Origin of the sequence: Methylobacterium sp. SD274, from assembly GCF_017355285.1 — a bacterium.
Lineage (GTDB): Bacteria > Pseudomonadota > Alphaproteobacteria > Rhizobiales > Beijerinckiaceae > Methylobacterium.
In genome coordinates, this window is record NZ_JADIJP010000001.1 from 199,694 (window position 1) to 218,664 (window position 18,971).

Sequence of the window (18,971 nt, forward strand, 5' to 3'; positions counted from 1 at the left end):
TCGCCCGGAGGGGCGGTCACCTGAGGAATTGTCGTGCGACCAAGGCTCGCTCGGCCTCGATATTTCCCTCGCGCCGATCCGGCACTTGGGTGGTCTCATCGACCTGAACGGCGGCTTCCAAGTAAAAAACTCATCCTGCGAAGCCGGAAGACCGCTTTGTCGACGGCAGGACCAACTCGCGCAGCCCCGAAAGCGGATTGCCGCCGATACAGATGGGCCGGCAGGCGATTGCAGCGCCTGCCGCGCGGTGCAGCTTTACCTTGGCCAAGCGAAGGAGGTGCATGCAAGGTCTGGCGGACCTACCCGTCGCGTGCTGGTGCACCATATACCTCAGACCGCGTGAGCCGGAGGATGCAGCAGCGTGGGAGGGCGATCAGGCGACGGTTTCGGGATATGTCCGGGACGAGGATCCGTCCTCCGTCTTGGCCAAGGTCTGGATGGGCTCGAAGCCCTCGAATTGGGGATGGCCGAGATAGAGAGGTTTCGTCGAGGGTGCCCGGCTATGCGCCTTTCGAAACTGCTCTGACCGGGTCCAGGCTTCAAAAGCCGATTTGGAGGCCCAAACGGTATGGGATGCATAAAGGACATGGTCTTCATAGGCTGGGCCGCGAAGCAGCTGGAACTCTACGAAGCCTTCCATTTCGCCAAGTTGGCTATCACGACCGAGCCAGACCTGTTCGAACTCTTCCGTTGCGTCGGGGACGACCTTGAATCGATTCATAGCGATGAACATCGAGAACCTTCTTCGTCAGGCCAGTCCGAGGGTCGACCGGCCGCCTGGGGTGCTATCCTAGGCCTTAAGAGGGGGATTAAAAAATAATATGAAAACGATTAATTTTCATCTAAATAGTGCTTTTTGCGTCATTCGCATCATGAGTTAGAAGAGCGGATTCATTTCGTTTGCGTCGGGGCTTCACTGGGCGACCGTCGTTTGCATGGGCAAATTTGCGGTCACTCTTGCCATCCTTGCCTCATTTGTGGTCAAGCTGTTTTCGCGCATGCTTGATCCTATCGTACCGATGGTGTTCTTTGGATGTTCCAGGACATTGCCGGCCCTCCCGGGGCGGACCGTGAAGATGATAGTCTCACATTCGTGTGACCCTTAACCCTTCCGAATGAGTCGCGTGGCAGATGGCGACTTGGTTGGGGATCGAAACAGCCGGCCAAGACCGTATTGAGCACTGAAACGAGTGATGATGCCCAAGCAAACCACCGACGTCGACCGCCTAGTTGGGTTGCGAATCACCGCCTTGCGTAAGGCCCGCGGCCTGAGCCAGACCGCGCTCGGAACCGCCGTTGGCGTAACGTTCCAACAGGTCCAGAAGTACGAAAAGGGGCAGAACCGGGTCGGTGCCGGGCGTCTCCGCGAGATTTCCCGCCTTCTGGAGGTTCCGGTCTCGGCGTTCTTCGAGGAAGACGATGCGGGCGGAACGCAATCCGAAGTGTTCGGCTTCCTGAGCGCTCATGGGGCGATCGAGCTTCTTCAAGCCTACGCGTCCATTGAGGACGACCAGCTTCGGCGTGATGTTCTGGCACTCGTCCGGACCGCAGCAAAGATGGGAAAACGTTCAGAGCTCCCCGTCGCTGTTTGAACGTTTTTCCATCATCCAATGAGATGGAAGAAACTTCCGGACACGTGACCGCATCGGTGTCCGGCCATCCCTTGCGAAACGCCCTCCGCGTCGGTCACCTCCGCTAAGGCGATGTCTTCGCCCGGTGGAGGTGTGAGCTCGCTGGCATAGTGAAACTCGTGGCCGACGAGGCGTGAACCCGCCCTTCCGAGGGCGCCGTCGCCGACGAGCGTCGCCACGCGGTAGCCCAGATGCAGTCGCCGCACCTTGTAGGAGGTCGCGACCGGAAGCAGATCCGCCATCGCATGCGTGACGCCGGCCGCGTCTTCCAGGCTGCGTCCGAGGACCATGTAGCCGCCGCACTCGCCATGGACGGGATTGCGTTTGGCAAAGCTCCGGAGGCCGTTCAGGAACCGGCCCGCCGCTGCCAGTTTCCCGGCATGAAGCTCAGGATATCCGCCCGGTAGCCAGCAGGCGTCGCAGCCCTCCGGGGGTGCCTCGTCGGCGAGGGGTGAGAAGGCGACCAGTTCGGCGCCCGCCGCGCGCCAGCCCGCCTCCATATGCGGATAGAGAAACGAGAAGGCCTCATCCAATGCGATGGCGATGCGCTGTCCCGGAGGAGGGGGCAAGGCGGCATCCGACACGTCCGGCAGGCGTCCCGACGCGGCTGCGAAGATGGCGTCGAGATCGAGGCTCGCCTCCGCCAGATCGGCGAGGCGGTCGAGCCGCGCGGCGAGGTCTCCCGTTTCGCGGGCCTGCACAAGGCCGAGATGACGCTCGGGCAGGGCGAGGGTCGCGTCGCGCATGAGCACTCCGAGGACCGGGATGCCGACCCGCGCGAGTCCGGCCTCGACCAGACGCCGATGGCGGTCGCTGGCGACCTTGTTCAGCACGACGCCGGCGATGCGGATGCGGGGATCGTAGCGGGCGCAGCCGAGTGCCACGGCGGCGGCCGATTGGGCGGCCCCCGAGACGTCCACGACGAGGAGCACCGGCCAGCCGTAGCGGGCGGCGATGTCGGCATTGGCTCCGGTTCGGCCTTCGCTGGCGACGATGCCGTCGAACAGGCCCATGGAGCCTTCGGCGATGACGATATCGGCGCCATGGCCCGCCATCGCCGCCACCGAATCGAGCATGGCATCCGGCATGGCGAAGCTGTCGAGATTGACGCTGGGATAGCCCGTGGCGGCCTGGTGAAAGGCCGGGTCGATATAGTCCGGCCCGCATTTGGCGCCGCGCACGGCGAGGCCGCGCCGGGCGAGCGCCCGCATCAATGCCAGCGTCACGGTGGTCTTGCCCGAGCTCGACCGTGGGGCGGCAACGAGAAGGCCGGGCGGATGCGATCGGTCCGTCTTCGTCATGACTCGACTCCGGGGGCCGGCTGCCCCGTGGGACGGAATCGGCGGTCGTAATCTGTGGAGTAGAGCGCGCTCTCGCGGAACTCGCTGGCCGCGAGGGCCGGGCCGACGAGGATCAGCGCCGTCCGCTCGAGACCGGCGGCGCGTACATCCTCCGCGATGGTGGCGAGGGTGCCTGAGATAACGCGCTCGTCCGGCCAGGTGGCGCGGAACACCACGGCAGCGGCGCAATCCGCCCCGTAGAACGGCACGAGCTCGGTCACCACGGTCTCGATCACGTGAATGGAGAGGTGCAGGGCCAGGGTCGCGCCGGTGGCGGCGAAGGCTTGGAGCGTTTCGCGCTCAGGCATGGCGCTGGCCCGGCCGGACGTCCGGGTGAGGACCACCGACTGGGCTAGGCCCGGCACGGTGAGTTCGCGCCGGAGCAGGGCGGCGGCGGCGGCGAAGGAGGGCACGCCCGGCGTCACCGTGTAGGGAATGCCGATCCGGTCGAGGCGGCGGGTCTGTTCGGCCAGGGCGCTCCAGATCGAGAGGTCGCCCGAATGCAGCCGCGCCACATCCTTCCCGGCCTCGTGCGCGGCGGTGATCTCGGCCACGATCGCGTCGAGGTCGAGGGGAGCGGTGTCGACGATGCGGGCGTCGGACGGGCACCAGGACAGGATCTCCGGCGCCACCAGCGAACCGGCATAGAGGCAGACGGGGCAGCGCGCGATGAGATCGCGCCCGCGGATCGTGATGAGGTCGGCCGCACCGGGGCCGGCGCCGATGAAATGTACGGTCATTCCGCCTGAGTGGCGAAATACGCGGGAAGCGCAAGGGCGCATGTCACCGCTGGTGACGCGATGCGCGGAAGAATGAGGGTTCCGCCCTCGCCGGCCACGGCCAGCGCGGCGGCTTCCGCCACCGATCCGACCCCCCGGCTCGCCTCGATCCGGCCCGAGCGGGTCGGTACACGCGCATCGACGGCGATCATCTCGGCGGGTGACCTTCCGACGGGCACGAGGCCGAACACAGCGGCGGCCTCGACGATCGACGGTTCATTCGCGCGGTCTTCAGCGGTGGCGATCGCGCCGAGCCGGTCCGGCTCATGGCCGCTTTCGGCAAGCGCGCGGTGGATCAGGGCGACGATCTCGTCGGGCATGGTCCCGTGCCGGAAGCCGATGCCGGCTACGATGAGACGGGTTGCCGACGTATCTCGAAGGGCCGGATCATCGTCAGACAAGTCGCGGGCCCCTCCTCCCCACAAGGGGGAGGGGAAGCGCGTCAGGCACCGCCCAGCCGCCCGTCACCGCTTCGTCCACACCCATTGCGTCACCGGCATTGCGGCGCGCCAGCCGTGGAGATGGCCGACCGGGTCGGCATGGGCCACCGATAGCCGCTTCAGCTGTCCGCCGAGACGGGCGAAGGCGCCAAGCAGGACCGCCTCGCCCTCGAGGGTGACGACGTTGGCGACCAGTCGGCCCCAAGGCCCGAGGGCGTCGACGGCGTGGTCGAGCACGCCAGGACGCGCGACCCCGCCGCCGATGAAGATCGCGTCCGGCCGCTCGAGGCCTTCCATGGCGGCCGGCGCCTCGCCCTCGACGACGCGCAGATCCGGTACTCCGAGGCGGGCGGCGTTGCGGGCGATCCGCGCCGCACGGGCCGGGTTCGCCTCGATGGCCAGCGAGCGCAGGCTGGAACCGCGCAGCATCCACTCGATGGAGATGGAGCCGGCTCCCGCACCGATGTCCCAGAGGCGTTGGCCGGCGCGGGGGCGTAGGGCGGCGAGGGTCACGGCGCGAATATCGGCCTTGGTGAGCTGGCCGTCATTCTCGAACCAGGCATCGTCGAGGCCGGGGCTCAGGCTGACGACGCGCGCATCGGCATCGGCCACGACCTCCACCGCCAGGGTGTTGAGCGGATCGATCCCGGTGAGGGTGAAGGCGTTGGCCTGCGCTTCCAGCCTGCGCTCGCGCGGGCCGCCCATGGCTTCGAGGACGACGAGGCGCGAGCCACCGAAGCCGCGCTCCGTCAGCAGATCTGCGACGGCCTCCGGCGTCGTCTCGTCCCAGGTCAGGGTGAGGATGCGGGCGCCGGGCTGGAGATGAGGTACGATCCGCTCCAATGCTCGCCCGTGCAGGGTGATGCAGGTGGTCTCGGCGAGCGGCCAGCCGAGGCGCGCCGCCGCGAGGCTGAATGCCGAGGGGTGGGGGAACACGCACATCTCGGCCGCCGGCAACAGCCGCGCGATCTCTGCGCCGATGCCGAAATGGAACGGGTCGCCGGTGGCGAGGATGCAGGTGGGCCGTCCGCGCCGGGCGAGGAGGCCGGGATAAGCGTCGGAGATCGGGCGCGGCCAGACCCGCGTCTCGGCCCTCAACGGTGCCCCGAGGACGAAATGGCGGGCTCCGCCATAAACCACCTCCGCCCCGTCGAGGGCGGCTGCGGCGGCGGGGCTCAGGCCCGCCCGCCCATCCTCGCCGATCCCGATGATGGTGAGCCAGGGTGCGGTACTCGACACGGGGGCGGCGCTCATGGACAAGGTTGCCGGATAGGGAGAGGGCGACGATGCGAGTTCTGATCCTCGGCGGCACCACCGAGGCGAGCGCCCTGGTGAAGGGACTCGATCCGAGGATCGATGCGACCCTGTCGCTCGCCGGCCGTACCAGCGCGCCGAAGCGCGAACCGGTCCCCACCCGCATCGGCGGCTTCGGCGGCCCCGAGGGCCTGGCCGCGTGGATCGCTGAGAACCGGATAGAGGCGGTAATCGACGCCACGCATCCGTTCGCGGCGCGGATCGGCCGCAACGCGGCGCTCGCCTGCGAGCGGACCGGTGTGGCGCTCCTCGCCATCCGCCGCCCGGCCTGGGAGCGCATTCCGGGGGATCGCTGGACCGAGGTCGAGACCATGGCGGAGGCCGCCCTCGCCCTCGGCGAGACGCCCCGACGGGTGTTCCTGACGATCGGCCGCCTCGAAGTCAGTGCCTTCGCGACTGCCCCGCAGCACGATTACGTGGTCCGCGCCATCGAGCCGATCGGCGATGCCCTGCCGGTGCCGCGCCTCACCGAGATCGCCGCGCGCGGTCCCTTCGACGAGGCCGCCGAGATGACGTTCCTCGCCGAGGGTCGGATCGACATTCTGGTCACCAAGAATTCCGGCGGCCCCGCCACCTACGGCAAGATTGCCGCCGCCCGCGCGCTCGACGTGCCAGTGGTGATCGTACGCCCGCCCGATAAGCCGGATGTCGACAGCGTCCCGGATGCCGAGGGCGCGTTGGCGTGGCTGCGGGAGCGCCTGAACCACTGAAGCCCAACCCTGACCCTCATCCTGAGGTGCCCGCGAAGCGGGCCTCGAAGGAGGCCTCCAGTTCTCGCAGTTCTGACTGGAGGGCTCCTTCGAGGCCTTCGCTTCGCTGCGGCACCTCAGGATGAGGTGGATTGGTTGGGGAGTTGGGGGAGCCACGCTGCTGCGTCCCGCCCTCACGCCGGCACGCTGCGCGGGGTGTAGACGAAGGGCGTCGCGTCACCGCGCGGGATCAGCCGGGTGCCGGAAGCGCCGATGATGACCATCGTCGCCATATCCGCCTTCGTCTCCCGCGCCTGCGCCAGGGTGAGGATCCGGATCGCCTCGTCCGGGCGGGAGACCGCGCGGGCGAAGATGACCGGCGTCTCCGGTGCGCGGTGCTCGGCCGCCAGACCGAGCGCGGCCCCGAGCTGCCAGGGTCGGGCCGACGAGATCGGGTTGTAGAGCGAGATCACGAAATCGGCCCGCAGCACCGCCTCGAGCCGCGCGGTGATGACCTCCCAGGGCTTGAGGTTGTCGGACAGCGACATCGCGCAGAAATCTCCGCCGAGGGGCGCGCCGAGGCGGGCGGCGGCCGCCAACATCGCCGTGATGCCTGGCTCGACCGTGATGGCGAGGTGGCGCCAGGCCGGGTCGCCGGTCTCCACCGCTTCGAAGATCGCCGCCGCCATGGCGAAGACCCCCGGATCGCCGCCGGACACCACCGCGACCCGGCGGCCGGAAGCGGCGAGCCGGAGCGCATGGCCGGCCCGGTCGATCTCGACGCGGTTATCGGTGGCGTGTTTCGTCAGCCCCGGACGATCGGGCACGCGGGCGACGTAGGGGATGTAGCCGATGAGGTCCTGCGCCTGCGCCAGGGCCTCGCTCGCCGCCTGGGTGAGGAGACGTGGATCGCCCGGCCCGAGGCCGACGACCGTGACGGAGCCGCTCACGGGCGGCGCCCCTCGCCGGGGACCAGGACCATCGAGAAATAGGGGGCGTCGTCGTCCGGCTTCTCGGCCAGCGCGATCACCTTCTCGCCGGCCATGGTGCCGCGTTCCACGTAGACCGCACGGTCGAGGAGCCCGGTCTCGGCCAGCGCCTTGCGCACCTTCGGCAGGTGGCGGCCGAGCTTCATGATGACGGCGGCGTCGGTGATGCGCAGGCGCTCCACCAGGGCGTCATGGCCCAGCGTCGCCGGCAGAATGGTCAGTACGTCGTCGCCCCAGGTGATCGGGGTTCCGGCCCTGGTCCAACAGCCCGACATGCCGGTGACGCCGGGCACCACCTCCACCGGGAAACGGTCCTTCAGGCGGCGCCACAGATGCATGAACGAGCCGTAGAAGAACGGGTCGCCCTCCGACAGGATCGCGACGTCGCGCCCGGCCCCGAGATGGTCGGCGATCCGCGTCGCCGCATCGTCGTAGAAAGACGCGAGTGCGGAGACGTACTCGCCATGCTCGGGCGGAAGCTCGGTGGTGTAGGGATAGACCAGCGGCATCTCGCGGGCCGGGTCCCGCATCACAGCATCGGCGATGGTGCGGGAATTCCCGCGCCGGCCCTTCTTGCAGAAATGCACCAGCACCGGCGCCTCGGCCAGGAGCTTCATGGCGCGCACGGTGAGATAATCCGGGTCGCCCGGTCCCATCCCGACGCCGTAGAGCGTGCCGGTGGTGACCTGTCGCGGGATCTCGGTAACGTCCGCCGGCTCGGCGGGGGGAAGCCGCTCGCTCGAATCCATCACTCGATCTCGTTGGCGAGAGCGTTGATCGCGGAGGCGGTCATGGCGCTGCCGCCGCGCCTTCCATGAACGACGATGAAGGGCACCCGGCCGTCGCGGGCAAGGGCCTCCTTCGATTCGGCGGCCCCCACGAAGCCGACGGGGATGCCGATGACCGCCGCCGGCGGGGCGACGCCTTCATCGAGCAGTTCGAGCAGCCGGAACAAGGCGGTCGGCGCGTTGCCGACGGCGACGATGCTGCCGGGAAGATGCTCGCGCCACAGTTCCATGGCGGCGGCCGTGCGGGTCGTGTTCATCTCGGCGGCGAGGCCGGGCACGCGCGGGTCGGTCAGGGTGCAGATCACCCGGTTGTCGGCGGGAAGGCGCGAGCGGGTGACACCGTCGGCGACCATGCGCACATCGCACAGGATCGGTGCTCCGGCTTTGAGCGCGGCCTCGCCGCTGGCGGCGAAATCCTCGGAGGCTTCCACGTCCTTGGGCAGGTCGGTCATGCCGCAGGCATGAATCATCCGCACGACGACGCGTTCGGCGGTGCCGGAGAAGCGGGCGAGGTCGGCCTCGGCGCGGATCATGGCGAAGGATCGGGCGTAGATCGCCTGTCCGTCGCGCAGATAGTCGAGGCGCGAACTCATGTCGGTGTCCTGAAAGCGTGGGCTAGGGTGTCGGGATAGGCTGGATCGGCCCTCCTTACGCGCTCCAGCGCCGCGTCGAAAGTGAGGAGGGTCGCCGGCAATGCATCGGGCCGGCCGTCGAGGACGATGCCATAGAGGCCATCGCGCCCGACCAGGGTGAGCGAGGCGGCGGCAGGATGGGCACAGCCCTTGGCGCAGCCGGAGACATGGGCCGACAGGCCTTGCGCCGAGAAGGCCTCGAAGGCGTCGGCCAGCCGTGCCGCGTCGATAAGCGTCGTCGTCGAGCCGGAAGCGCAGGCCGGCGCTCCCGGACAGGCGGCAACCGCCCGTCTCGGATCGTCCGGCTCCGTCAAGAAGCCTGCCGCCGCGAGGATGGGTCGCACCGCCTCCGCCGCCGCCGCGTTGGGGGCAACGAGCAGAAACCCCCTCGTCGGCGAGAGCCGCAGGGGCTCCGTCCCGAGAATTTCGGTCGCATCGGCGAGGGAATCGAGGGCGTCCGCCGTGCAGCGGCCGAAGGGCGCGTCGAGCAGGATGCCGACGGGCGAAGCTTCGCTAGGGCGGGACTCGTGCTGCCCGCGAGCGGTGGGAAGATGTGAGTTCAGGGCAAGTAGGCCAGGACGCGGTAGCGATGCGCCAGGAGGAGGCGTTGCGGAGAGCAAGCCTAAGCCGAGCGCCAGGCCGCTCCTGTCAAAAGAGGATAGATCCCGCATCCGGCGCTGACCGCTCCCGGCGAGCCGGCGCAAGGCGGCGTCGAGGATAGAATGCACGCCGTCGGCCGGGACATGCCACCAAGCCGCGTCGCCTCCGAGTTGCAACGCCAAGCCCTCCGCCGTGGCGACGAGATGGCAATCCGGCTGGGCCCCGCCGAGGCAGGCGCCGCACTCCGCCGCTTCGACGGCGACCAGCGCCTTGGGCGGCAGGCCCGGGATCGCCAACCCGATGGCCTCGATCGCCCCGGCCAGGGTCGGAATGTCGATGGCCGTCGCTTCGAGGCCGGCGAGCGGCGCGGTCAGGGTGAGCCGCTGTGGCCCACCGTCGCTACGTACATCGTCGAGCGCGGCCGCGCCGAGGGCCTCCGCGAGGCCGCAGCGGGTAGCCTCGGTGACGCCCCGGACCTGCAAATTAGCCCGCGCCGTCACGTCGATATGGCCGTTGCCGAAGCGGCGCGCACCTTCCGCCACCGCCCGCGCCTGCGCCGGCGTGAGGATGCCCAGTGGTGGATGCACGCGGGCAAGCAGCCCGTCCCCCGTCGGCATCGGCCGGGCGAGGCTCGGGCACCAGCCCCGGCGCGCGGGCTCCGGAGAGACGCGGCGCGGCGCGCTCATTCGGCCGCCTCCGGCATCAGCTCGTCGGCCGCCATGGCGTTGCGGCGGGTGGTCCAGAGGCCGCGCCGGCGCGCTTCGTCGAACCGTTCGAGGATGGCGCGGGCGGCATCGGGATTGGCCGCGCGCAGGGCATCGAACGTATCGAGATCGGCGATCATCGCGCCGTAGAGCCGGTCGAAATCGGCGTCCGAGATGGCGTCCGTGGCGGCGGCGAGGACGAAGACCGCGTCGATCCCTTGTGCCAGTTCCTGGGCACCGCGATAGCCGTGGCGCAGCTGCGCCGCGATCCAGTGCGGGTTCGCGAGCTTGGCGCGGATGAGGCGCGCCGCATCCTCGCGGGCGGTGCGCGCCTTGGGCTTTTCCGGGTCGGCCACGTCGAGGCTGTAGAGTGCGGGAGCGCGCCCGCCGAGCGCGGCGGCGGCCGAGAACCCTCCCATGGCATCGGCCGCGGCGTCGCCGTCGAGGAGGTCCCGTTCGGCGACATCGAAGGCGTGGACATAGGCGTCGGCCTGCGCGACGCGGGTGGCGAAGCCCGCATCGGCCATGTCCTCGGTCCCGCCATAGGCGTGCGAGGTGGCGTCGAGATAGGCTTGGCCGAGATCGTCGCGGCTCTGCCATTGTCCGTCGAGGGCGAGTTCGCCGGCACCGGCGCCGTAGCGGCCGGGTGCTGCGCCGTAGACCCGGGCGGGAGCCTCGCCCCGGCGGCGCGCGGCGGCGAGCGGGTTCTCGTCGTCTTCCTCGTCGCGCTCGGCGACGGCAGATGCCGCGCGGGCGAGGAGGGAGAGGGTCTCGGGAAAGGTGTCGCGGAACGCGCCCGAGACACGCAGAGTCACGTCGATGCGCGGCCGGTCGAGGAGGGCGAGCGGCATCACCTCGAATCCGGTGACGCGGGTCGAGGCATGGTCCCAGGTCGGGCGCACGCCCATGAGCGCGAGAGCATGCGCCACGTCCTCGCCGCCGGTGCGAAGGGTCGGAGAGGCCCAGAGATCCATGACGATGCGGGCCGGGTAGTCGCCCTCGTCCTGCAGGTAGCGCCGGACCACCGCATCGGCGGCTTTCGAGCCGAGCAGCGTGGCGGCCCGCGTCGGCAGGCTGCGCGGATCCAGCGTGGTGAGGTTGCGCCCCGTGGGCATCACGTCGGTCCGCCCGCGAGAGGGCGAACCGGCGGGGCCTGGGGGAACGAAGCGTCCGTCGAGGGCCGCGAGCAGTCCCTCGCGCTCGGCGGCCGCGCAGGCTTTCACAGGGTCCGGCGCGTCGTCCGGTGCCGATCCGAACACGTGGAGCCCGTCGCGGGTAGTGACCTCACCGAGGTCGCACAGATGCGCGTCGAGGGCGGTGAGCGCGTCGGCCATGGGAGTGTCGGCGTCGATCCCGGCGCCCGAGAGAAGGCCGGCATCGGCCGCATCGTCGAGGATCGCGCGGGCGATGATCTCGGCCCTCCGCGGATCGAGCACACTGGCCGAGGAATATTCCTCCACGAGTTCACGCAGCCGTGCGGCCTCCGGGGTCAGGCCGGCGCATTCGGTCTGGGGCGTGAGGTGGCCAAGGGCGATGCCGCCGAGCCGGCGTTTCACGGGGGCCGCCTCGCCGGGATCGTCGACGATGAAGGGGTAGATCACGGGCAGATGCCCGATCGCCCGCGCCGGCCAGCAGGCCGGCGACAAGGCCACCGCCTTGCCCGGCAACCATTCGGTGGTGCCGTGGGTGCCGAGATGGATCAGGGCATCGAACCCCTCCCGCAATCCGAGATGGAAGGCGAGATAGGCATGGGTCGGCGGCTCGTCGGGGTCGTGATAGCCGGCCTTGCGATCCGCCGCCCGGCCACGATCGGGCTGAAGGAAGACGGTGAGGCGTCCTCTCGTCCAACCAATGACCTCATCCTGAGGTGCCGCATCAGCGGCCTCGAAGGAGGCTTCCAGATCTCTCTGAGGCAGCTGGAAGCCTCCTTCGAGGCCGGCGCTGCGCTCCGGCACCTCAGGATGAGGTCGTGGGGGGGAAGCAGTAGTGGCCACGACCATCGGGAAGCGGAACGCCCCGTCGATGCAGACCGGGTCGGCTTCCGGCTTGCCCCACCGTCGATTGAGCGTGTCCCTCTCGTCCGGTGACAGCGTGGAGAGCCAGTCGCGATAGGCCGCGAACGGCACCGCGAAGGTCGGAGCCTCCTTCGTGAGCGCGCGCATCAGAGCGTCCGGCTCCGGCAGGTCGCCCACCGAATAGCCGACACGCCGCAGCGTTTCCGCGATGATTCCTGCGCTCGCTGGCGTGTCGAGCCCCACGGCGAAGCCGGCCCGGCCGCCTCTGGCAGGGTAGTCGGACAGGACCAGGGCGAGGCGACGCGCTGCACGCGGCCGATGCTTCAGCGCCACCCAGGCGGAGGCGCGGTCGGCCAAGGCCGCGATTCCAGCCGGGAAGGACACGGCGCGGCGCTCGCTGAACCCATCGAGTTCCGGCCCGTCCTCCTTGAACGAAATCGGGAAACCGGAGAGCCGTCCGTCGAATTCGGGAAGCGCCACCTGCATGGCGAGGTCGGCGGCGTTCATCCCCCGTGCCGAGGCTTCCCAGGCCTCCCCTGAGGCCCCGATCGTGTAGGCCTGGAGGATGGGCGTGTCGGCGCCATCGAGGACGAAGCCGGCATCCTCCCGCGCGGAGAAGGCCGTCGCCGCGATGACGATGTCCGGGCTGCGCGCGGCCAGAGCCTCCCGCACGGCATCGAGGGCGAGCGCGTCCTTGAGGCTTGCGACCGCGAGGGTGGCGGCTCCGATGCCGCGCTCACCCAACGCGCTGATGAGTTCGGCCACCGGCCGGGTGTCGCCGCCGAGCACGGCCGAGCGATAGACCAGGATCAGCGCGAGGGGGCGGTTCTGCCCGGCTGCGGCCAGGGCGGTCTCGTGTGCGACCGGTCCGCAACCCGGACACCAGGCGAAGCCGCGCGGCAGGGCGACCGGCGGCAGCGCTTCGACCGCGTTCCCGATCTCGCGGGAGAGGCGCCGGATCATCCGGCGCAGGTTGTCGGACCCGCCCGCGCGGCAATAGCCCTCGAGTGTCTCCACCAGTTCGGGAGCCACCGTCGAGAAGGCGGTGAGGCGGGGATCGGGCTTGTCGCAGCCCGGAATGACGGCGAGCTTCACGCCGTTCGCGCGAGCCGCGGCGGCGGCGCGCTCGACGCCGTAGCGCCAGTAATCGAGGCCACCGAGGCAGCGGATGACCACGAATTTCGACCGCGCGATCACGTTGTCCACGTAGAGATCGACGGACATCGGATGGCGCAGCCGCGCCAGCTTGGCGAGGCGGAGCGTCGGGACGTCGACTGCCGACGGGTCCCGTGCCGCCGCCTCCCGCTCGGCCGCATGCGCGCCGGCCATGCCGGAGAGGTCGGAATCGGTGAAGGACAGGAACACGATGTCGCCGGGCGCCTGGCCCAGATCGATGGCGGCTTCGCCCTCGTCGAGGGAGACCGTGTCGATTCGGATCAGATGCATGGGCGGCGCGCCGTCATGGCTGTGCCCTGGAGGACGTCCGCTCGGTCATGGCGCTTCGGCGGCCGCGCCGACGCCACAGCGCGCGAAGGAGAAGCACGCCGATCAGCACCAGCGGTAACCATGGCAGGCCGGCGACGACGAAGCGCAAGGCCGATCCCGCGCTCATGCCGAAGGTCTGGCCCGCCTGGGCCCAGGCTTCCTCCACGGGGGCGAGGGGCCCGGCACGCGCCTCGTCGGAGCTTAGGGCGATGGAGACGAGCTCGGTGTCCACGCGCTGGTTCAGGCCGCGCTGCTTGGCATCGGCTTCCTCGATCTGCGACTGAACCTGCGCCAATTCCTGCGCGATGCGGATCAGATCCTCCACGCGCGGGTCGGGCCGTGCAGCGATCGCGTCGAGCCGGGCGCGATAGGCGGTGAGTTGGGCCAAGCGCCGGCCGCCATCCTCGATGGCGTCCGTCAGATCGTCGGCACGTGTCGACTGGCTCCGGAGTACGACGTCACCCGCCGCCTCGCCGGGGAGGGGCGCCGTGACGAAGGCCATGAAGGGCGCGACGGACTCATGCGGCAGTCGGACCTGGACCTGCGCCTGCGGACGGCCCGCAGGCCTGCGGCCATCGTCGATGGACGCAGCGACGAGGACACATTTCAGGGCCGCCTCGTTCAGGCAGCGGTCGCGCGCCGCCTCGAAATGCGCGTTCACCCGCTGGGGCGGTAATCCGATGGTCAGGTCGTGGGTATAGGCGAGCTTCGCATCGCTCGTCTGGGCGAGCGGGCGGGCCACCGGAGCGAGGCGTGCCGTCGCCCGGCTGTCCGAGGCCTGAAACTCCGGTTTGGGTGGGCGTGAATCCGAGCAGCCAGCTATCGCCGCGAGAGCCGCCAGGCCGGACGCGGCCACGAGGCCGCGGCACCCGTGAGCCAGGATCCGTCGGGCGGTCAACGCGCTCACCCCGCCAGGGCGGCTGCCACCGCCCCCTGGTCGAAACCCTTCAGCCCGATGACCACGAGCCGGCCGTCGCGGTTCTCGCTCGCCCGCCAGGGGCGGTCGTAATGATGGGCGATACGGGCACCGACGCCCTGGACCACGAGGCGCATCGGCTTGCCGGTGACCTCGGCGAAGCCCTTGATCCGCAGGACGCCGCTGGTCTCGGCGGCGCGGGCGACGCGGGAGGCCAGATCCTCGGCGCTCGCCGTGGCAGGCACCGCAATGGCCACGGAGTCGAAATCGTCGTGATCGTGGTCCTCGCCCTCGCCGTGATGGGAGGGGCGGGCGTCGAGATCGTCCTCGGCGGCGGCGCCGAGACCGAGGATCACGCGCGGATCGAGGCGGCCATGCTCGGCCTCGACCATCTTCACCGCGCGCGGCAGCTGGCGCTCCACCTCGGCGCGGACCTTGGCCTTGCCGGCTTCGTCGAGGAGGTCGGCCTTGTTCATCACCACGAGGTCGGCGCAGAGGAGCTGGTCCTCGAACACCTCTTCCAGCGGGTTGTCGTGATCGACGCTGGCATCGTCGGCGCGCTGGGCGGCGAGGGCCGCCGGATCGTCGGCGAAGAAGCCGGCAGCGACGGCGGGGCCGTCGATGACCGCGATCACCCCGTCCACGGTCACCCGCGAGCGGATGGCCGGCCAGTGGAAAGCCTGGACCAGGGGCTTCGGCAGAGCGAGGCCGGACGTCTCGATGAGGATGTGCTCCGGCGGGTCAGCGCGGTCGAGGAGCTTGTTCAGGGCCGGCACGAAATCGTCCGCCACGGTGCAGCAGATGCAGCCATTGGCGAGTTCCACGATGTCCTCATCCTGGCAACCCTCGATGCCGCAGGCGGCCAGGAACGATCCGTCGAAGCCGATATCGCCGAACTCGTTGACGATGATGGCGAGCCGACGACCGCCGGCATTCTCCACGAGGTGACGGACGAGGGTCGTCTTCCCGGCTCCGAGGAAGCCGGTGACGATGGTGCAGGGGATCTTCTCGACGATGCTCATTCGGCGGCGTCCGGAATTCTGTCCGCGCGGGGCGGAGGAAACGGGGGAATGCGGGCGACGACGCCTTTGCGGAACGCCTCCGGCCGCGCCTTCCAGGGCACGATGCCGTCGGGCGTCTCCGCGTACAGGCCGATGCCCGCGAGGATGGTTCTGGCGGATTCGACCGGGTCGAGATCGCCGTAAACGTAGGTCCAGCGGCCTTCGGAAGCCACGGCGACCGTGCAGGGGCGCTTGCAGACCGACAGGCACTCGACGCTCTCGACCGCGATGCCCTCGATGGCGGCTTCCTTCACCGCATCGCGCAGCGCCGAGACGAGGCGGGCCCCGGCGCGGGGCTCGGATGTGTCGCCGGCCGTGCGGCAGGTGGCGCAGACATAGAGTACGACCGGGCTGCCGGCCTGGATGTCCTCGTCAGGCATGTGACGTCGCCGGGCTCTTGCGCCCGACGCTGTTCCAGGCCCAGCCGAAGGCGAGGCCGATCACCGCCCAGAACACGAAGGCGATGCCGAGCGACCGAGCGGCGAATTGGGCCGCGTAGCCCGGGGGCAGGGCGGAGGCGGTGTGGCTCGTCTCCGGCGCTCCGGCCAGATGCGGCGCGACGAGGAGCACGATCCCTCCAGCGATGGCGATGGAGGAGCGGCGGATCGCGATGAGGTAGAGCCCCATGGCGGTGGCGGCCGCGGTCATGATCCACCAGAACTGGCGTTCGGCGAGCGGAGCCGCCTCCATGCCGGGTAGTTCCGGCGGGAGGCCGAGGGAAGGGGCGAGGGCCACGGCGAGGAACCCCGCGATCGCGAATCGCAGGCCGGTTTCCGGGCTCGGCTCGCGCCCACAGGCAATGAGAGCCGCGCCCAGTAACAGGGCGTAGCCGACGCCGCCGACCAGGGTCGCGAGGGCGGTGAAGACCATCCGGGGCAGGCCGGGGCCGGGCTGCCAGGCCGGAGCGACCTCGCCGCCTTCGACACCGTCCGTCTTGCCACCATGGTCGTGGCCCGAATGGACGGGCACGAGGAGGGAGGCCGGGGAGGCGCCGCGCGGCATCCATAGCGCGGCTGGCGCCGTGGCTTCGCCGCTCTCGTAACGCTCGGCCGCGATGATCAGCGGCGAGGTGAGGGCGAGCTGCAAGCCCGTGGCGACGACAGCCGCCAGGAAGCCGGCGACCAGGGCCGCCGACACGAGTCGGATCATCATGAAATCAGGTCCTGGCTGAGCGCGAGGCGGTCAGTGGCAGGGGAAATTCTGGGCGTGCCGGAAATCGTGGGCCGCGTTGTGCAGCGCCATCGCCGGGGCGAAGCCGGCCATGAAGACGAGCCCGAGGCCGAGGAAAGCGGCCATGAGCACTGCGCCGAGACGCTCGTTGCTGCGGGTGCCGGTGAGGGCGAGGGTGTTCGTGGTCATCGTGTCAGGTCTCCGGCCGCCCCGCCGGCGGCGTTCGAGGATAGAGCGGGAGGACGATTTGGTCCCCTTCGGAAGGCAGGTCTCCTGGCTCGCGGGTCATCCGGTCCTGCCGCCTTCCCGGATCGCTCCGGTGGCCGATGGCAGGCCCGTCTCCGCTCACAGTTGCGGGGGCAGCTGCGGTTTCAGGCGCGAGCCCTCACCGCATTCCCTTTTCACCCCGTCGCCGGGGCACCGTCCGAACTTCGCTTCTACGCGCTCGCGCGACCGCTGACAACGCGCCGCCAAAGCGTTTTACCGGCTTTGACGGGGCAGGGCGGTTTCGCGCTAAAGGGAGCCATGCGGCAGCCTTCTCCAAGAATGACACTGGTTCTCGGCGGCGCGCGCTCGGGCAAGAGCCTGCATGGGGAACGCCTCGTCGAAGCCCACCCGGCGCCTTGGCTCTACCTCGCCACCGCGCAGGCCTGGGACGACGAGATGCGGGAGCGCGTCGCCCTTCACCGGTCGCGCCGCTCGGCGGATTGGATCACCCGGGACGTGCCGATCGACCTGGCCGAGGCCGTCGCTGCGGCGACAGGGCCGGTGCTCGTCGATTGCCTGACCCTGTGGCTGACCAACCTGATCCTGTCCGAGGCCGATATCGAGGCGGCGAGCGCTGCCCTGATCGAGGCCTGCGGCCGCGCGCCGGGGCCGGTGGTGCTCGTCGGCAACGAGGTCGGTCTCGGCATCGTGCCGGACAACGCGCTCGCCCGCCGCTTCCGCGACGCGGCCGGGCGACTGCACCAGCGCCTCGCCGCGCGGGCCGACCATGTGGTGTTCATGGTGGCGGGACTGCCGATGATCGTGAAACCCCAACCCGGAGCGAGCGCATGAACGATCTGGAGATAAATGACGCGGAGGCCGACCGTCACCGCGAGAAGATGGAGAAGCGCAAGGCCGTCCAGGACGCCGAAGTCGCGGGCAAGACGATCGAGAAGGGCCTGCTCATCGTCAATACCGGTCCCGGCAAGGGCAAGACCACGGCCGGGCTCGGCCTCGTCCTGCGGGCGCTCGGCCATGGCTGGCGGGTCGGCGTGGTCCAGTTCATCAAGGGAGCCTGGGATACGGGCGAGAAGCACGCGCTGAAGGCCTTCGGCGACCGGATCGAATGGCATACGCTCGGCGAGGGCTTCACCTGGGAGACGCAAGACAAGGCCCGCGACATCGCCGCCGCCGAGCATGCCTGGGCCAAAGCCGAGGAACTGATGGCCGACCCGACCATCCGTCTCGTCCTCCTCGACGAACTCAACATCGCCCTGCGCTACGATTACCTGACCATCGACGCCGTGGTGGCGGCTTTCCGGGCGCGCCGGCCCGACCTCCACGTCATCGTCACCGGCCGCAACGCCAAGCCGGCCCTCATCCAGGCCGCCGACCTCGTCACCGAGATGGGCAGCGTGAAGCACCATTTCTCGGCCGGCGTGAAGGCGCAGGAGGGGATCGAATTCTGATGCGGACGGCCTTCCTCTCGCTCGGTCTTCTCGCCACCATGTCGGCGGCGGCCTCCGCGGAGTCCATCACATCCTGGCCGGACACCTATCTCGCCCGCGTCGAGGCGCTGGCGGTGATGGAGGGGCTGAACGCGCGGCTCCTGGCGAGCCGCAGCGCCACCGCGACCCTCGAAGGCTGGTGCTCCGAGCACGGCATGGCGACGGACCCGCGGCTCACGGCGACCCTCCTGCGCGATGTGGACAAGCCCGCCTCGGAAGAGACGCGCCGACGGCTCCAGGCCGTGCCGGATACACCTTTGAAGTATCGCCGTGTCCGGCTCGCCTGCGGCGATCACGTCCTGTCGGAAGCGGACAATTGGTATGTGCCGGAGCGGCTGAACCCGGAGATGAACCGCCTGCTGGAGACGACCGACACGCCCTTTGGCAAGGCGGTCCAGGCGCTGGGCACCACCCGCCAGACCATTGGGGCGGACCGTCTCTGGCAGCCTCTGCCGCCCGGTTGGGACCAGGCGGCCCCGCCCCATCCCGCCTGCGCGCCGCTCGCGATTCCGGACCGCCTGTTCAGTCATCGCGCCGTGCTGTTCACGGCCGAGCGGGTGCCGTTCTCGGAGGTCGTCGAGACCTACGCCTCCGCCATCCTCGATTTCCGCCGGGCCGCGCGGCCGCCCGATCCCGTCTGCGTCGCCGGCGCGCCGTCGCGGCCCTGACGCGGCCGTGCTAGGGCACGCCAACGCCCCTCGGC

Annotated in this window: 20 protein-coding genes and 1 riboswitch; of the genes, 5 read left to right on the plus strand and 15 right to left on the minus strand. The window is 69.8% G+C overall.

What is annotated here, in order from left to right; genetic code table 11:
- Positions 1–373: 373 nt before the first annotated feature.
- Entirely contained in the window at positions 374–733 is a 360-nt protein-coding gene (locus tag IPV08_RS00935; RefSeq protein ID WP_207410146.1) for an antibiotic biosynthesis monooxygenase, read from the minus strand.
- A gap of 460 nt (positions 734–1,193) precedes the next feature.
- Here IPV08_RS00935 and IPV08_RS00940 point away from each other — a divergent pair, with 460 nt between their 5' ends.
- Positions 1,194–1,592, plus strand: coding sequence for a helix-turn-helix transcriptional regulator (locus tag IPV08_RS00940; RefSeq protein ID WP_056431861.1), 399 nt, complete (start codon positions 1,194–1,196; stop codon positions 1,590–1,592).
- Between the two features lie 11 nt (positions 1,593–1,603).
- Here IPV08_RS00940 and IPV08_RS00945 read toward each other — a convergent pair whose 3' ends face one another.
- From IPV08_RS00945 to cbiE, 4 genes are all read right to left on the minus strand, one after another.
- Positions 1,604–2,932 (minus strand): cobyrinate a,c-diamide synthase, encoded by a 1,329-nt coding sequence (locus IPV08_RS00945; protein WP_207410148.1) that lies wholly within the window; start codon positions 2,930–2,932, stop codon positions 1,604–1,606.
- Positions 2,929–3,711 carry a precorrin-4 C(11)-methyltransferase gene (gene cobM, locus IPV08_RS00950; protein WP_207410150.1) on the minus strand — a complete coding sequence of 261 codons (783 nt, stop codon included), beginning with the start codon at positions 3,709–3,711 and terminating at the stop codon, positions 2,929–2,931. Before cobM ends, IPV08_RS00945 begins: the two co-directional genes overlap by 4 nt.
- Positions 3,708–4,151, minus strand: a complete 444-nt coding sequence (locus IPV08_RS00955; protein ID WP_281435302.1) for a cobalamin biosynthesis protein — start codon at positions 4,149–4,151, stop codon at positions 3,708–3,710. Before IPV08_RS00955 ends, cobM begins: the two co-directional genes overlap by 4 nt.
- A gap of 63 nt (positions 4,152–4,214) precedes the next feature.
- On the minus strand, positions 4,215–5,444 hold the full coding sequence (gene cbiE, locus IPV08_RS00960) for a precorrin-6y C5,15-methyltransferase (decarboxylating) subunit CbiE (protein WP_207410152.1): 1,230 nt from the start codon (positions 5,442–5,444) through the stop codon (positions 4,215–4,217).
- 32 nt (positions 5,445–5,476) lie between these two features.
- Between cbiE and IPV08_RS00965 the strand changes: the two genes are divergently transcribed.
- Complete coding sequence (locus tag IPV08_RS00965; protein WP_207410154.1) at positions 5,477–6,214, plus strand: cobalt-precorrin-6A reductase; 738 nt, start codon at positions 5,477–5,479, stop codon at positions 6,212–6,214.
- A gap of 173 nt (positions 6,215–6,387) precedes the next feature.
- On the opposite strand, the gene cobJ is transcribed toward IPV08_RS00965, so the two are convergent.
- From cobJ to IPV08_RS01015, 10 genes are read right to left on the minus strand one after another with little or no spacing between them, the layout of a single operon-like run.
- Complete coding sequence (gene cobJ / locus IPV08_RS00970; protein WP_207410156.1) at positions 6,388–7,143, minus strand: precorrin-3B C(17)-methyltransferase; 756 nt, start codon at positions 7,141–7,143, stop codon at positions 6,388–6,390.
- Positions 7,140–7,931: a precorrin-2 C(20)-methyltransferase gene (locus tag IPV08_RS00975; RefSeq protein WP_056431880.1), complete on the minus strand. Its 792-nt coding sequence runs from the start codon at positions 7,929–7,931 to the stop codon at positions 7,140–7,142. Before IPV08_RS00975 ends, cobJ begins: the two co-directional genes overlap by 4 nt.
- On the minus strand, positions 7,931–8,563 hold the full coding sequence (locus tag IPV08_RS00980; protein WP_056254407.1) for a precorrin-8X methylmutase: 633 nt from the start codon (positions 8,561–8,563) through the stop codon (positions 7,931–7,933). Before IPV08_RS00980 ends, IPV08_RS00975 begins: the two co-directional genes overlap by 1 nt.
- Positions 8,560–9,888: a hypothetical protein gene (locus IPV08_RS00985; protein ID WP_207410158.1), complete on the minus strand. Its 1,329-nt coding sequence runs from the start codon at positions 9,886–9,888 to the stop codon at positions 8,560–8,562. The genes IPV08_RS00980 and IPV08_RS00985 overlap by 4 nt, the downstream gene beginning before the upstream one ends.
- The gene (gene cobN, locus IPV08_RS00990) at positions 9,885–13,367 is read right to left on the minus strand and encodes a cobaltochelatase subunit CobN (RefSeq protein ID WP_207410160.1); all 3,483 of its coding nucleotides are present in this window, start codon (positions 13,365–13,367) and stop codon (positions 9,885–9,887) included. The genes IPV08_RS00985 and cobN overlap by 4 nt, the downstream gene beginning before the upstream one ends.
- A gap of 13 nt (positions 13,368–13,380) precedes the next feature.
- Positions 13,381–14,304: a DUF4349 domain-containing protein gene (locus IPV08_RS00995; protein ID WP_210348140.1), complete on the minus strand. Its 924-nt coding sequence runs from the start codon at positions 14,302–14,304 to the stop codon at positions 13,381–13,383.
- 5 nt (positions 14,305–14,309) lie between these two features.
- A complete protein-coding gene (gene cobW, locus IPV08_RS01000; protein ID WP_207410162.1) occupies positions 14,310–15,344 on the minus strand; it encodes a cobalamin biosynthesis protein CobW in 1,035 nt (344 codons plus the stop codon).
- Complete coding sequence (locus IPV08_RS01005) at positions 15,341–15,763, minus strand: DUF1636 domain-containing protein (RefSeq protein WP_207410164.1); 423 nt, start codon at positions 15,761–15,763, stop codon at positions 15,341–15,343. The genes cobW and IPV08_RS01005 overlap by 4 nt, the downstream gene beginning before the upstream one ends.
- Complete coding sequence (locus IPV08_RS01010; RefSeq protein WP_207410166.1) at positions 15,756–16,535, minus strand: CbtA family protein; 780 nt, start codon at positions 16,533–16,535, stop codon at positions 15,756–15,758. Before IPV08_RS01010 ends, IPV08_RS01005 begins: the two co-directional genes overlap by 8 nt.
- Before the next feature lie 30 nt (positions 16,536–16,565).
- On the minus strand, positions 16,566–16,742 hold the full coding sequence (locus IPV08_RS01015) for a CbtB-domain containing protein (RefSeq protein ID WP_207410167.1): 177 nt from the start codon (positions 16,740–16,742) through the stop codon (positions 16,566–16,568).
- Between the two features lie 56 nt (positions 16,743–16,798).
- A riboswitch (cobalamin riboswitch) is annotated at positions 16,799–16,993 on the minus strand.
- Between the two features lie 106 nt (positions 16,994–17,099).
- Between IPV08_RS01015 and cobU the strand changes: the two genes are divergently transcribed.
- The 3 genes from cobU to IPV08_RS01030 are packed head-to-tail and all read left to right on the plus strand — an operon-like array spanning position 17,100 to position 18,936.
- Positions 17,100–17,612, plus strand: a complete 513-nt coding sequence (gene cobU, locus IPV08_RS01020; RefSeq protein WP_246747705.1) for a bifunctional adenosylcobinamide kinase/adenosylcobinamide-phosphate guanylyltransferase — start codon at positions 17,100–17,102, stop codon at positions 17,610–17,612.
- The gene (cobO, locus tag IPV08_RS01025) at positions 17,609–18,229 is read left to right on the plus strand and encodes a cob(I)yrinic acid a,c-diamide adenosyltransferase (RefSeq protein WP_207410171.1); all 621 of its coding nucleotides are present in this window, start codon (positions 17,609–17,611) and stop codon (positions 18,227–18,229) included. The genes cobU and cobO overlap by 4 nt, the downstream gene beginning before the upstream one ends.
- Positions 18,229–18,936: a hypothetical protein gene (locus tag IPV08_RS01030; protein ID WP_207410173.1), complete on the plus strand. Its 708-nt coding sequence runs from the start codon at positions 18,229–18,231 to the stop codon at positions 18,934–18,936. Before cobO ends, IPV08_RS01030 begins: the two co-directional genes overlap by 1 nt.
- Positions 18,937–18,971 lie beyond the last annotated feature (35 nt).